This window comes from Thermostichus sp. MS-CIW-30, assembly GCF_054058015.1.
In genome coordinates this window covers 1-13,921 of the sequence record NZ_JBSRZW010000027.1, presented here as the reverse complement: position 1 = coordinate 13,921, position 13,921 = coordinate 1, and the positions used below count along the sequence as shown (strand labels likewise).

Sequence of the window (13,921 nt, the reverse complement as noted above, 5' to 3'; positions counted from 1 at the left end):
GAGAGTAGGGATCCCTTCCAAAGGGTTACTCACGGTCGTGGGAAGCGCTCCGATCCCGGCAGAAGCAGTGGCAAGAAGGGCAGCAAGAGCGGTGTTGCGAGGTGAGCTGATGTTCCCTGAACCCTCCCAATTTAGGAAGTGGCAGGGATCCCTTCGAGGCTGGGGCTATCTCGGCGGGGTGGTGTTCCTGGCAACGGGACTGGTCGGTCTGCCGTCAGGGGATCCAGCCGTGGCCCAATCGGCTCCCTCTTCTCTTGCCAGCCCTAAGCAGGATCCCCAAGCTTGGCTGGAGCGCTACAACGCCGCTCTAGAGCAATTGCCCCCTTTGCCCAACTTGCAATATCGCCAGCAGGTGCGGGTAGAGGGATCCCAAACCTTCACAGCCACGTTGGATGTGCTCTACCGCCGCGACGGCAGTTGGCAGGCTTGGGTAGCCGAAGGGGATCGCATCCGCCTCTTGGATTCGCGCCAATTGGAAGTGGTGAACCAGTCGGATCTGCTGCAGCTGTACTCGGTGTATGTGAGCCGACCGGAAGCCCTCTTGCCCTCGGTGAGCTTTTACTTGAAGGCGGATCCCAGCCGCTACCGCGTCCTCTCCTCAGAACGGGTGGATTTGGCTGGATCCCCTGTCCAGCACTTGCGCCTAGAGCCCATTCAGGAAGGCCAGTTGCGGGAGCTGTGGCTGGATCCGCAGTCGGGGCTGCCGCGGCAGGTGTTGCTGTTTTTGTCGGGGGTGTGGGGGCAGGCCTATGTCCTGATGGGGTTTACGGCGGTGCCAGCTCCCGAGGGAGGGGAGCGCTACTGGCTGCCGGAGAGCACCCGCATCAATTTGGGCTATGGCTTTTGGACCCTGGAGGGCCTGAACCGCCGCGTGTTCAGGGGATCCCTTTCCATCCAGCACGACTATCAGGACTACCAAATCCTACCGGAAGGTGGGGAGTTGCGCTTTTTGCCTTCGCAGCCGCCGGTGGATGCGCCGCCGGTGGTAGCCGGCCTGCCGGGGAGCGCTCCTCAAGCGGAGTTGGGAGATGTGCGGGCCTTGGGAGTGGATGAGCAGGGCAACCAGCAGTTCAGCATTGGCCTGGGCCGGCGCTCCAGCCCGGACAATTCCTTGGAAGACCGAATCGTTGCTTTCAACCTAACCCGACCCACCAGCCGCAACGCCCTGACCCAAATCGATACTTTAGCTCTTTTGCCTCTGGGGAATGGCCAGTTGCCCATCTATCTCTTCCAATTCGACACCGGTCGCCCCCTCTCGCCCCTGCAGGGGGTAGAGCGCCCGCAGGTGGATCCCAACGAGGTCTTCGCTCCTAAGCCGCCAGCCATCAAACTCTTTGGAGATTAGCTCCCCAATGCTGATAGATGCTGCCTATGGGGTGATCCCCATCCTGCCCCACCCACCCGCCCAGGAAGCTCCCAGACTGGGCTCTTCGCATTTGTATCTGCTCATCCAGCACCAGAAGGGGCATTGGGCTTTCCCAAAAGGGCACAAGGATAGCTCCGAAAGCGACCTGGAGGCGGCGCAGCGAGAATTGCGAGAGGAAACCGGCTTGACCGACTACCAGCTTCTGACCCTGCCCGGCCAGTCTGACCCTTTGACGCTGCAGGAAGCCTACACCTTTACGGATCCAGAGGGGAACCGAGTGGCCAAAACCGTTACCTACTACGTGGCCTTGCTGCCGCCCCAATTTCCTCCCCCTGAGCTACAGGTGCAACCAGAGGAGGTGGCCGCCTACCGCTGGTGCTCCTACTCCGAAGCCTTGGAGCAGATCAGTTTTGAAGAGAGTCGGCAACTGCTGCGCCGCTGCCAGGCTTATCTGCAAGAGCTGTGGGGAGGTCAGTCCACTGGAGTCTGACCTAGGGCAGGCCCGGCCCATCCGACTTGGCCAATACCTGGGAAACGCCCTCACTCGGCAGCCTGCGCCGCCTGACATCCTCCCAGTTGCAGCCCTCCCCAGCCGCTATGCAGCTCAGGCCCGCCAAAGGGGTATTGTGCAGTGGATCCCGCCAGTTGAAGGTCAGCTCCCCCTGTTGGTGTTCGACCCTCATCTCTGGCCTGCCTGTTCTTGAGAAGGGAGAAGGGGCAGTTGCAGCTCTGGATTCTCCACGCGGGTTAGCTCCCAGCGAAAGGGATCCCCACCCCGTCGCTGCCAATTCAATTGGAAGGGTTGCTCCAAGGCGTTCACCTGATCTCGCGTCAGGTTGGCCAAGGGGCCGCCGGAGCCCTCGATAACAAACCAGAGGGTGGCCCGTCCTTGGCGACTGGGATCCCCTAGGTCGAGCTGCACCTGCAGCGCTTGGGGTTGGAGGCGCAAGCGAAAAAATTGGCCGAAGATCTCGCGGCTGTAGGCCAGCGCCCGCTGCTTGTTCAGGCCCCAACCATCGCTATAGGCCTCAGATACCAACATCTCCACCTGATCCCAGTTGCGCTGCTCCACCGCCCGCAGCAATCTCTGGGTGTGGGCCCGGATTTGCCGCTCGGGCCGCCCGTAGTGCCAAAAGGCGCCCCCTGCAATGGCCAGGACGACGGATCCCACCACCCCCCAGCGCAGCCAGGGGGGAAGGGGTGAAGGGGGAGAAGAGACAGAAGCAGACAAGGGATCCCTCTTGGGCAGTAGGGGGATTGCTCCCTCTAGCCTACGGGATCTACATGTGAGAAGATCAAAGCCTGACCCCGAAATCTGTGCAGCCTCTGCCGGTCACAGCACGCTCCCGAAATTTAGCCAACCGGTCATGACCAAGTCCACCGACCGCCTGCTGCTGGAGTTTGAGCAGCCTGTTGCCGCCCTGGAGCAACGAATTCAAGAAATTCGGGCCTTGGCAGAAGAAAACGACATCGATGCTTCTGAGCAGATTCGCCAATTGGAAGCCAAAGCCGAAGAGCTGCGCCGCGAGATCTTCAGCCAGCTCACGCCAGTAGAACGGCTCCAGGTGGCCCGTCACCCCCGCCGCCCCACCACCCTGGATTACGTACAGACCATCTGTGACGACTGGTTTGAGCTGCACGGGGATCGCCACGGCCAGGACGATCCAGCCATTGTGGGCGGGTTGGCCAAGCTGGGGGATCAGCCGGTGATGATCCTCGGCCACCAAAAGGGTCGCGACACCAAAGACAACATCCACCGCAACTTTGGGATGCCCAATCCTGCCGGCTACCGCAAAGCCCTGCGGCTAATGGAACATGCCCACCGCTTCGGCCTGCCCCTGCTCACCTTCATCGATACGCCGGGGGCTTACCCAGGCGTTAAGGCGGAAGCCGAGGGCCAAGGAGAGGCCATTGCCACCAACCTGCAGACCCTTTTCCGGCTGGAGATCCCCATCATCTGCACTGTCATCGGCGAAGGGGGATCGGGCGGAGCCTTGGCCATTGGGGTGGGCAACCGCATCCTGATGTTCGAGCACGCCGTCTACTCCGTGATCTCGCCGGAAGGCTGCGCGGCTATTCTCTGGAAGGATGCCAAGAAGGCTCCCCAAGCGGCGGCAGCCCTGCGCATTACCGCCCAAGACCTGCTGCAACTGGAGGTGATCGACGAGATCCTGCCAGAGCCGGTTGGCGGCGCCCACCGCGCGCCCTTGGAAGCTGCTCAAACCCTCAAAGAGGCTCTTCTCAGGCATCTCAAGGAACTTTCTAGCCTGAGCGGGCGAGAATTGCGCGAGGAGCGCTACCAAAAGTTTCGCCGCATGGGAGCGTTTCTGGAGCTTTCTGAATAGACTTATGCATCCCTGATTTATAGTCGTTTCAGATTAGGGTGAGACACCTGGGCCATTGATCGCGCCAGCGGGACGGAGTCCTTGAAAAGCCTTTTGGCCCCCTGCATTATTGCTCTGCAACGCTGATGCGACCAACATTTTAGGCGTGGGTGCAGTGTCCTGGTTTGAACTGAAATGACTATATTTGGGGTTTAATTTGGGGTTTATTCGAGGGGAGAGGCCCTTTAGGAGCTGCTCTGGGATGAACTTCCGAAAGCACTCCGCGCCCTCAACCTGACCAAGAGGGGGCTAACTCCTACCAGGTTACCCGATCCCGCAGTTGCTCAATCCGGGCTGGGCCAATGCCATTGACCCGTTGCAGATCCTCCAAAGAGGAGAAGGGGCGGGCCTCGATAATGCGCTGCGCCAGGGCGGGGCCAATGCCGGGCAACTGTTCCAGCTCCGCCGCCGTGGCCGTATTCAGGTTAACGCGAGGGGATCCCCCAGGAGACGCCACCGGAAAAGCAACCGACGGGGAAGGGGATCCCGCCTCAGGAGGAAGAACGACCTCGACTTCCAGCAGCTCCGGCTCCGGTTCAGGCAAGGAAGCGGCAACGGGGACGGGGTTGGGGCAGCGACGGGATCCCTCTTCTGCCTGTTGTTGCAGGCGGCGGCTGGGGCCAAAGCGGGCATCGGCAATGAGCCGGTCGAACTCCCGCACAAAGTGATCCACCACTCGGCTATTGCGGATGATCAGGAAGTTTTCGTCGTTGAGGTGGTTGGCCGAGACCGACCAGTTGTTGGATCCGGTGATCACCGTGGCCTGAGGAGTGCCGGGATCGATGATGGCAAACTTATGGTGCAGCTTATCGCCGGGGGCGAGGTTGGGTATGCCTACAGACTGGGCCGGCAGCGTCCAGGGCAGGCGCGCCGCCTCCACCTGGCACTTTTCGTCGGGGAGCAACAGCCCCCACATCTCCAGGGTGCGGCTGTAGTCGCGGAAGGCAAAGCCGGGATCGAACACCCCGCGGATCTCCACGTTACGCTCCTGGCGCAGTTGCCTGAGCTGGTTGGCAATGCCCGGATCCGTAAAGACGAACAGAGCCAGATCCACCTGTCGCCGGGCTTGGGCCAGGGCGGCGGCGATGATGCCGTTGGAGGTGGCTTCATAGGGCAAGGAGCGGCTGGCAGGAGAAAAGTGAACCCCCACAATGGCATCGCCAAGGTACACCGTTTCCAGGGGACGCTTGAGCTTCTGCACGCCGAAGCGGCTATCGGGCAGGCCGCCAGGACCATCGCCCCACATGAGATCGAATTCCTCGGTGTAGAGGCGGGCCAGCTCCGGGCTGTCCAGCAGCAGCAGATGGTTGGCATTGCCGACACTGCCAGGCGCATCAAAGTCCCCGTGAATATCAGAGAGCGTGAAATTGGCCGATCCGGTCAAGACTTTCTGCCCGTCGATCACCACAAATTTGTGGTGCATCAGGCCGCTGCCCTTGGAGCCATCGGCGGTATCATCCAGCCAGGGCACCTGGCCTCCATCCAGCAAGGCGTACACATCCCGCGTGGCGACCTCCTCAGCCGAAAACCGTCCATCGCGGTTCACATCCACCAGGTTGCGGTACTCCTCGAACTTGCGACGGCTGCGCTCGTCCAGCGCCCGCACTTCGGCAGGGGTGAGCTGGTGCCAGGCTCGCACGTAGGTGTTTTCAGTAATAAAACGCACAGGGATCCCCGCCTGCCGCCGCTCCACCAGAGCCTGGGCAATCAGGGGTAGGTTCAGCTCCTGCACGGCAATATCCACCGACTGCCGAGCGGAGCGAATCTGGGAAATGATCAACTCTTCCAGGTTGTAGCCGTAGCGGCGGATCTGGCGATAGGGATCCCGATAGGTGCTCTCGCGGCTTTGGTTGAACACCACCCGGATACGGGGGTGCTGCGGCAGAGGGGCCAGGGTGGGCAGCTCCGGCTCTTGGGGGTAGGGTCTGGGCCGAGGACCCACCCAGTAGCCGATCAAGACCAGAACGAGAAGCAGAGCAACCCAGGGCAGCCAGCGGCGGAGTTGCCGCAACCACGACGGGATCCCGTTCATGGCCTTTCTCCTCTCCAGCAATCACACCCCCAGGATACCGAACTTTATCGCAGCCACTTCTGCGCGAAGGCGATCCCTGCTCTGCTCTACAGCTAACCGTGCGAGAGCGGCTGCTACCCCTAAGATGATGACAGATGTTTTAGAGTATTAACTTTTGTTATGAACTACAAAGCCCTCACCCTTGGGCTGACGGCGGCTGCTTGCTTAGCCTTGGTAGGCTGTGCCAGTTCCAGCAGCGATACGGCCATTGCCCCGCCGACGCCTACCCCAACTCTCTCTCCCAGCCCTACGCCGCTGCCCAACCTCGTCGCCGTTGCCGCCGCCAACCCCGACTTCAGTACCTTGGTGACGGCCCTGCAGGCAGCGGGCTTGGTGGGGACTTTGCAGCGGGAAGGTCCCTTCACGGTATTCGCTCCCACCAATGCTGCTTTTGCCGCTTTGCCCCCTGGCACGGTGGAATCTTTGCTGCGACCTGAGAACCGGGCAGAGCTGGTGCGCATTCTCACTTACCACGTGGTTCCTGGCTTGGCTCCTTCCAGTGCCCTCAGATCCGGCCAGCAGGTAACGACTTTGCAGGGATCCCCCGTCACCGTCACGCTTCTTGAGGGCGGACGGATTCGCATCAACAACGCCAACGTGATCGCCGCGGATATTCAAGCTTCCAACGGCATCATCCACGTCATCGACACCGTCTTGATCCCGCCTCGCTAGGGGTTTCGGGCATCATAGGATAAAGTCAAGTTCGGCGGTTGACCGAGGAGGCCCGGCGTGGAAAGGCCGAAGTGGGTAGCCATTGTTACAGGAATCCTGGCCATTACTCTGGGGGTGGGCTACTTGCTGCTGGTGCAGCTATTGGACTATCGCGGCGGCCAATTTTTGCCGGCACCACTGGATCCGCCAGGGATTCTGGGAGAGGGACTTAGGCTTTTGTTGGGGATCCCTGGCTCATTTGGCCGGTTGAGCTGAGGGTGTTTTTGACTCCCCGCTCCCTTCTCTGGTCTCTTGCTCAGCTACTTCTCAGCAAAGCTCTCGACAAAAAAGCTCTCGACAAAACTGTATGCTCAGCTACAGCAAGCCCTATGCTGGAGAAGCGACTCGGATGGCTCAGCAATTTTGGGTTGCTTGATTTGAAGATTTGGGCAGGCTGTGGGTTGGGATGGTGTTGTCGCGCTCCACTTGGGTGTGGTTATGGGCAGGGCTGGGTTTGGCGGCCCTGAGCCAATATCTGCAGTGGGTTGGCGGGATCTACAGCTTCGTGGCTCCCCACTCCGAGCCTCTTGCGGATCTGGTGGTGGGCGCCATCCTTGGGGGGACAGCAGCAGCAGGTCTGGCAGCGCGCCATTGGTGGCAGCAGGCTCGCCGACGGCAAAGTGCTCCAAGTCAGCGGACACAACCGCTGCGGCGGGTTAAGTTAACGCGGAATCAGGTGCAAGCCGATCTGGAAGATGCCGATCGCCTGATCCAGAAGCTGCAGAATGACATCAGTCGCCGTGCCCTGCGTGCCAAGCTGCAAGAGATCAATCAGCGGCTTAACCAGGAGGAATTGCATCTGGTGGTGTTCGGCACCAGTTCCGCCGGCAAGACCTCGTTGATCAATGCCTTGATGGGCCGACCAGTGGGCGAAACAGCCCCCACCCTGGGCACCACCCAGCAGGGATCCATCCACACCTACCAATTGGAGGGCTGGAACGGCCCCATTTCCCTTACCGACACACCTGGGCTGCTGACGATTGGGGGAGCAGGTGAAGCGGAAGCCCGCGCCCTGGCCCAGAAGGCGGATCTGCTGATCTTGGTGGTGGCCGGAGACCTGCTGGCTTCGGAATATGCCGAAATGCTGGAGTTGGCCCGGCTGGGCAAATCCGCCATCCTGGCCCTCAACAAAACCGATCAGATGCTGCCGGAGGATGTAGAGACCATCTTGGCCCATTTGCGCCGACGCACCGCCGGTGTTATCCCTGCCGAACAGGTGGTGGCCATCGCCGCTGATCCGGAGCCCCTCAAGGTTCGCTACTACTCCGAAGATGGCTCTGTGTGGGAAACTTGGGAGCCGCAGCCCCCCGAGACAGAGGCCCTCATTCAACAAATGGCTCACCTGCTGCAGCAGAAGGGATCCCACCTGCGCTTGGCCAATGCCTTGTTGCAAACCCGAACTCTCAGCGAAGCCGTCCAGCAGGCCCTCCAAGAAGAACGTCGCCAGCAGGGTCGTCAGATCGTGGAACGGATGCAGTGGGCCACCGCTGCTGCCCTGGCGGCAACCCCTCTTCCTGCTTTGGATGTGCTGGCAGGAGTGGCCATTCAGGCACGCATGATTGGGGAACTGCACCAGGTGTTTGACCGACGCATTACCTTACGCCGGGCCCAGCAAATCGCCCAGAGTTTGGCGCAAATGGTGGTGCAACTGGGGGGGCTGGAGCTGGCCACTCAGGCTTTGGGCTCTCTGCTCAAGGCCAGCCCCTTGATGGTGATGGGGATCCCCCTGCAGGCGGTGACAGGGGCCTACCTGACGCGGGTGGCGGGGCTCAGCTACCTAGAGTGGCTGTCTTCCGGGGATCCCTGGCAAGAGGAAATCCTGCAAGAGCGGGTTAGGCAGCAGCTCCAAAACCGTCATCCTCTGGCTTTTCTCACCCAACTGGCCCGCCAAGCCCATTCCAATAGCTAGTCGAAGCATCCATCTTTTCGCCGCCGCAGGCCCAACCTATCCCGTTCTCCGCCCGCCGCAGAAAATCCATTACACTGAGTACAGCTTTTTCTAACTTAACTTTGTAGAAGTTCTGTAGATTAGCAGGCTCCAGGTCACACAAGAGAGAACATTTGTACCAGCCATACTCAGTGTTGCCGGAAAAAGTTGCACAATTTGTTAATCACAAGTCAAGCCCAGTCCATCATTTTGTAGTCTGCTGCCCTAAACTGGCTCCGTTTGCGCCTTATGTCTTCCATCAACCCGACCTTGCCCATTCAGTGGATCGACGCGGATTCGGGAGAGGTGGTGGAAGAATGCCCTTGGGAGAGCAGTCCCCATCCGGGCACCTACGTCCAACTGGCAGAGCAGCACTACCTGGTTCTGGAAAAGCGTCATTCCTACCGGCTCCGGCAAGGCAAATACCACCTGTGTGGGATCCGCGCCCTGGTGCGTTCGGTCACCCCACCTCAGGAAGTGGGAAGGTTCCTGGGGGATCCCTCCTGTCGGTTTAATGCTCACTCGCCCTTGCTGCGTTGTGCCGTCAACCCCAGCGGGCCCTGTCAGGGCTGCCCCCACTACGAGCCAGCTCTGCGTTGCTAGCCCTCCAACTCCAGAGCCATGACCTGGGTGAGCGCACGGTTGGTCTTTTCGCGAAACTCGGCCACGCTCACCCGTCCCAGCAAATACACGGCCAGCAACATCACCGCTGCCTCCACCCCAAAGACGGTGGCATAGGCAAGCACTGAAGAAGTGGGGAAGAGAATGCGCCCCAGATCGAGCAAAGCCCCGCCGAGCAAGGTGGAAACCGCCTGGGACATGGCCTGGGCCAGTCCCCAAGCCCCGATAAAGGTGCCTGCCGTCTCCGCTGCCGTCAAATCCAACATGAGGGTAATGGCGCCATTGGTGGTGATCCCAGAAGCCAAACCAAACAGGATCATGCACAGTTGCAACAGCCGTGAATTGCCTGTAAACCCTGATGCAATGGTCAGCCCAAAAGAGATGGCCACCAGCAGACAGCCCAGACGGGCCGTTGTCTGTTTGCCCAGCTTGGGCACAATGAAAAATCCGGTCAGCACAATCCCTGCCAAAATACCCAGGCTCCAAAAGGCATTGAGCTGGGTGCTCTGGGCCACCGTCATGCCAAACACCTCGCCGCCGTAGGGTTCTAGGATCGGCTGTTGGATAAACAGGCCCATGGTCATCAACACCAAGAAGCCGAAAAAGATCAGGGTTTGGCGGCTGGCGGTCAGCACCTTGATGGCCGTGCCAAGGGTGATTTGGTCTTCCCGTCCGGCCAGGGTGGAACGGGATCCGTAGCGGGAATAGCGCTTTTCCACCCCCCAGGTGGCAACCACCCCCAGCAGGATCACCACGGCTGGAATGATGATGAAGAGGCGATTAATGGTGCTCTGCAGGTTGTCCGGATCCAAGCCCCGCAGCAGAACTGCCGAGCCAATGGCCCCGCCGGCAATCCCCACCATCAACATAGACCAGACGATCCCCACCAACTTAGAGCGGTTGTCCTCCTCTGACACATCCACCAGCAGAGCCGCAAAAGGCGTGGAGCAGGCGCTGAGGCAGAGACCATAAAGGGCAAACATCAAACAGGCCAAGCCTATCCAGCCATAGGTGGCTCCAGACCAGCCCGTAGCCGCAAAGCTATCCCCCAAACCCCACACCACCTGCACCCCCAGGAAGATGCAGACCGCAAACAGCACCGATCCCAGACGCACATAGCCGGTGCGATGCAGGCCAAACAGGGGCTTGGCATCCGAGAGCTGCCCAAACCAAACCCGAGCCGGGGAGACCAACTGGTGCATGGCCAGGGATCCCCCCACCACCGTTGCCGGGATGGCCAGCAGATCCGTGTCGATCATGACGCGGTTCAGCACTCCCAGAGTGAGCAGCGACATCATTCCCAAGCCCATCTGAAACAGGCCCAGGCGGAACATAACATGCAGCGGCAAGGGCTGAACCTGCGCCTGAGGCTCTGGAGAAGTTGAAGTTACAGAAGCGTTGACCTCGGGATCCCGGCGAATACTGGCCATGATCTGGAATGATTCGAAAGGGTGCTACAGCTTTTTATCGTAGCCCAGGCAGCCTGGGATCCCGGCAAAAGCATGGGGTTGCCAAAAGCGAAACCGCCACGTCCTCTCCCCTTTTGGGAGCTATTGTCAGGGTATAGTCCCCCAATTTCCAATCCTCAGGAATATTGCTATGCGCGCCCCCATCCCCTGGCTGCTGAGTTCACTGAGCTGGGTGGGCATTTCCCTGGCCGGAGCAGCCCTCGTCCCTACACTGATGGTGTCCACCTCGCAGGCAACCCCTATGGATTTTCCCCTCCACCAGTCCCTTTCTTCCCCCTCGCCTTCAGAGTGGGCAGAGTACTTGGCCTACAGGCAGGTGATTGACCAGACGATCTCCATGACCTGGGATCCGCAAGCGCGAGCCTTGGCAAAGCAGTATGGGCTGGATATCGTCAACATCACCTGGGAAGATACCGGACGCCACAAGGGATCCGCCCTTGGCCCCAACATCAGCGACATGACCATCCAGGTACAACAGCTCAACCCCAGAACGGGCCGCTACGAGCTGAGCCTGATGCCGGTGATCCGCTACCCCAACTTTGCCGATCTGTCTGCCGACCTGCCCCTCGACAGCCTGCAGGTGCTGGTGGGCAACGAAAAAGGAAAACCCCTGCAACCCGTGTCGTTGCGAGAGCTGCTGGGGAATCTGCGCCGCTACTTGCACGATCCTGGCTCCTGGGCCGGCAACCGCAACTCTCTGCTGGCCCCACGGGATAGCCATGTGTTGGTGAGCGCCCAAGCTGCCTTTTTGCCCATCCCTGCCGGGGGATCCGCTCAATTCAACCCAGTGCTGTTCAACTACCAATCACATCCCGGTAACCCAGCCGTACTGGCCATTTTGGCCACCCGCGAGGGCACCAGCATTACGGTGATCGAGAACCGCACCGAAGATAGGGTGGGCGGGGCTATTTGGGGCCAGCGCCTTTTCTTCAACCAAAATGGTGAACGGGCCAGCCTCACCGGGCAGCGCCTCAGCGATTTTCGGGCTGAGCAAGCCGCCGACCCAACCCCCAGAGATCCCCATTCGGCGGAAGTAGCAGAAGAAGCCCTGAACCTGGTGATGGTGATCCAAGTGCCTCTTCATCAGCGGCAGCCGCCGCGAAGGGAAGTTGAGGATATCTCTGTCAAGTTTTTCGGACCCGCAGCCGACCTGGCCGGCCTCAGCAATGTAGAAGCCGCTGTCATTGGACATGGGCCGGTGGAAGGCCCCTTCACCGAGGTCAACAACCTCGACATCGAGCGGGATCCCCGCTTTCCCATTCGGGTCACGGTCCAGTTCTACAAAGCCACCGACAATGGCGTGGTCTCTGCTGAAGACATGGCCCAAATCCACCATCAAATTGCCCGCGTCTATCGAGAGGCCGACTATGTGGGCAGCTTGGTGATTCAGGGGGATACAGGCCGACCTACGGAGTACGACCGTGATGCAGAGACAGAGCGCCCCTTTCCCTTTCCTGGGTGGCCGTGGCGTTAGGGCCTGCTGCGCATTTTTCCCACAGCCTGCAAGCGAGGGGCAGCATCTTCTCGCCCTAGAGTTTCTCTACTACACTGACAACTGACCTGGTGCCAAGAGGAGGGGGTGTCGGCCCGATATCCTCGGCAAGGTCAGGGTCTGCAGAGACAGTTGCCAAGGTCTCATTTCTTGAGGCCATGGTGCTTGTCTGTGCCAGCTCTTGCCCAAGGCAGTGGGGAGCTTTTCCTGCAACACTATGGCTGACGCAGTTCCCGTTCGGCGCTACGACCTGTTTGTGCAGGCTTCCCGGCTGCTGCAGCGCTACCGGCAGCTCACGCCGGAACTGCGTCCCATAGGGCTGGAGGTGGCCCTGGCCATCCAGTATCACCGCGCTCAGGCCGGATCGGGATCCCTGCTGCCTTGGGTGGGATCCCCTCGCGGATTACCCTTGCAGCAAGTGGCCCAGCGCATTTGCGACCCGTTTTACAGCAAAACCCACCCTCTTTTACCGACCCTACCCGAAACCGGCGAGCCTTTGGTGTGGCCTCTGTTCAACCAGGGGGAAAACGGTTTGATCCGGCCCCTGGCCCCGAGCAAAGTGGGCGGGAAACTGGCGGAACGGCGCTGGCTCAAAGCCTGCAACAGCCAGGAAGGGATCGGCTGTCATGCCTTGGCGGCCCACCTGTGGCAAGACGAGCGCTTTTTGGCCGAAGACCGGGATCTCTGTCCTTTCCGCCTTTATGACGGGCGCTACCCCTTGAGCGTGGATCAAGGGCGACAGACTTGCGGCTTTGACGATCACCCCTGTGGCTGGCAGCCGGGACACCCCAAAATGTTGCAGGTGGTGGGCAAAGGCAAACAGGCCGAGATCCTGCTCCCCCACTGGACGGATGACATGTGGGCGATGCTCATTCCCTCCCATCGTCCGCTGCCGATTTACCCGCTCTTGGTGATGCTTTACTTTGGCCAAGAAACTTTGCAAAAGGGGCGGAGCAGCCTCTCCATCGAGCAATTTCGTCTGGATTTTCAGTTTAGCCAGTCTCAACTGCGCCTGTTGTTCGACACCCACCCTGAGCACCCCTTGAATCGACACCTGCTTACCTGGGCTCAGCAGCCAGAGGTGGAGTGGGGATCCACAGAACTCTTGCCCCAGATGCCGCCCCTCCTGCATCAACCTGCTGGGGGCAAGGTGGTTTTGGATCCCGATGAGCCGCCCCAGTTCCGCAGCAGTGGGATCCCTCACAGCGCCGGGACAGACCCGCTGATGGCAGAACGCCGCCGTCGCCGTCAGTTGGAGCGCAGCGAGCGCCACAACGAGATCTTGCACCAGTTTCGCCGCTGGTTCCGCCTGGCAGGATTGGAAGTCCGGGAGGATCAGCATACCTTTGACTTTTTGGCCGTGGCGGACGGGCACCTGCTTTTGGCCGAAGTGAAGCTCCTGCACCACAAGGATGCGGCAGAGGCTTTGCAGGAAGTGGTGGGACAGTTGCTCTACTACGAGCGCTTTGCCCTTGGCCCCTGGATCGAGCAGGGCTTTTCCGTTCAGAAGGCCGCCGTTTTCGATGGGCCACCGCCGGATCCCTATGTGCGATTTCTAGAAGACCTGGGCATTGCCACCTACTGGATCAACGAGCAGCAGATGATCGATGGGCCAGAAAACTCTTTACGCCTGCTGCGCCAGATGGGGGTGCGGGTACGACCGGATCCCGAATTGGGGGATTAGGGGAAAAAGCCTGCCCATGTTCTCCCCTGAGTTTTGACTCAGGCGGGGGTAACTTCTTGTCTTCTTAAGCGTACCTTAGCTGCCCCTTTACTCAGATTCCTTCGTAAACTACCCGACCCTGACTGCTTCGCAGTACAGGGCGGGCTTTCGGTAGCCCTGCAGTTGGCAAGCCAACCACGAACCTCTAGGCTGGTTT

At 60.2% G+C, this 13,921-nt stretch carries 13 protein-coding genes; 9 read left to right on the top strand and 4 right to left on the bottom strand.

From position 1 onward, the window contains the following. Window positions 1–37 precede the first annotated feature (37 nt). Together ACVWXW_RS11390 and ACVWXW_RS11385 are read left to right on the top strand one after the other, a co-directional pair. A complete protein-coding gene (locus ACVWXW_RS11390) occupies window positions 38–1,345 on the top strand; it encodes a hypothetical protein (RefSeq protein WP_457403896.1) in 1,308 nt (435 codons plus the stop codon). Between the two features lie 7 nt (window positions 1,346–1,352). Then, window positions 1,353–1,856 (top strand): bis(5'-nucleosyl)-tetraphosphatase, encoded by a 504-nt coding sequence (locus ACVWXW_RS11385; protein ID WP_457403895.1) that lies wholly within the window; start codon window positions 1,353–1,355, stop codon window positions 1,854–1,856. A gap of 1 nt (window position 1,857) precedes the next feature. Here ACVWXW_RS11385 and ACVWXW_RS11380 read toward each other — a convergent pair whose 3' ends face one another. Both ACVWXW_RS11380 and ACVWXW_RS11375 read right to left on the bottom strand, forming a co-directional pair. Beyond that, window positions 1,858–2,049, bottom strand: a complete 192-nt coding sequence (locus ACVWXW_RS11380) for a hypothetical protein (protein WP_457403893.1) — start codon at window positions 2,047–2,049, stop codon at window positions 1,858–1,860. Next, entirely contained in the window at window positions 2,046–2,597 is a 552-nt protein-coding gene (locus ACVWXW_RS11375; RefSeq protein ID WP_414383228.1) for a hypothetical protein, read from the bottom strand. The genes ACVWXW_RS11380 and ACVWXW_RS11375 overlap by 4 nt, the downstream gene beginning before the upstream one ends. Window positions 2,598–2,733: 136 nt before the next feature. Here ACVWXW_RS11375 and ACVWXW_RS11370 point away from each other — a divergent pair, with 136 nt between their 5' ends. After that, a complete protein-coding gene (locus ACVWXW_RS11370; protein ID WP_414399575.1) occupies window positions 2,734–3,711 on the top strand; it encodes an acetyl-CoA carboxylase carboxyltransferase subunit alpha in 978 nt (325 codons plus the stop codon). 295 nt (window positions 3,712–4,006) lie between these two features. Here ACVWXW_RS11370 and ACVWXW_RS11365 read toward each other — a convergent pair whose 3' ends face one another. Further along, on the bottom strand, window positions 4,007–5,782 hold the full coding sequence (locus ACVWXW_RS11365) for a phospholipase D-like domain-containing protein (RefSeq protein WP_457403892.1): 1,776 nt from the start codon (window positions 5,780–5,782) through the stop codon (window positions 4,007–4,009). A gap of 159 nt (window positions 5,783–5,941) precedes the next feature. Here ACVWXW_RS11365 and ACVWXW_RS11360 point away from each other — a divergent pair, with 159 nt between their 5' ends. From ACVWXW_RS11360 to ACVWXW_RS11345, 4 genes are all read left to right on the top strand, one after another. Then, window positions 5,942–6,493, top strand: coding sequence for a fasciclin domain-containing protein (locus ACVWXW_RS11360; protein WP_011434299.1), 552 nt, complete (start codon window positions 5,942–5,944; stop codon window positions 6,491–6,493). A 57-nt stretch (window positions 6,494–6,550) separates the two neighbouring features. After that, entirely contained in the window at window positions 6,551–6,748 is a 198-nt protein-coding gene (locus ACVWXW_RS11355; RefSeq protein WP_414356846.1) for a hypothetical protein, read from the top strand. Between the two features lie 190 nt (window positions 6,749–6,938). Further along, on the top strand, window positions 6,939–8,441 hold the full coding sequence (locus ACVWXW_RS11350) for a DUF697 domain-containing protein (protein WP_457403890.1): 1,503 nt from the start codon (window positions 6,939–6,941) through the stop codon (window positions 8,439–8,441). A 267-nt stretch (window positions 8,442–8,708) separates the two neighbouring features. Continuing rightward, window positions 8,709–9,062 carry a DUF6464 family protein gene (locus tag ACVWXW_RS11345; protein WP_414522365.1) on the top strand — a complete coding sequence of 118 codons (354 nt, stop codon included), beginning with the start codon at window positions 8,709–8,711 and terminating at the stop codon, window positions 9,060–9,062. Here ACVWXW_RS11345 and ACVWXW_RS11340 read toward each other — a convergent pair. Next, window positions 9,059–10,510 (bottom strand): BCD family MFS transporter, encoded by a 1,452-nt coding sequence (locus tag ACVWXW_RS11340; RefSeq protein WP_457403888.1) that lies wholly within the window; start codon window positions 10,508–10,510, stop codon window positions 9,059–9,061. The genes ACVWXW_RS11345 and ACVWXW_RS11340 overlap by 4 nt on opposite strands. Window positions 10,511–10,679: 169 nt before the next feature. Here ACVWXW_RS11340 and ACVWXW_RS11335 point away from each other — a divergent pair, with 169 nt between their 5' ends. Continuing rightward, window positions 10,680–12,023 carry a hypothetical protein gene (locus ACVWXW_RS11335; RefSeq protein ID WP_457403887.1) on the top strand — a complete coding sequence of 448 codons (1,344 nt, stop codon included), beginning with the start codon at window positions 10,680–10,682 and terminating at the stop codon, window positions 12,021–12,023. Window positions 12,024–12,258: 235 nt separating this feature from the next. Further along, complete coding sequence (locus ACVWXW_RS11330) at window positions 12,259–13,725, top strand: hypothetical protein (protein ID WP_011434306.1); 1,467 nt, start codon at window positions 12,259–12,261, stop codon at window positions 13,723–13,725. Window positions 13,726–13,921: the final 196 nt, after the last annotated feature.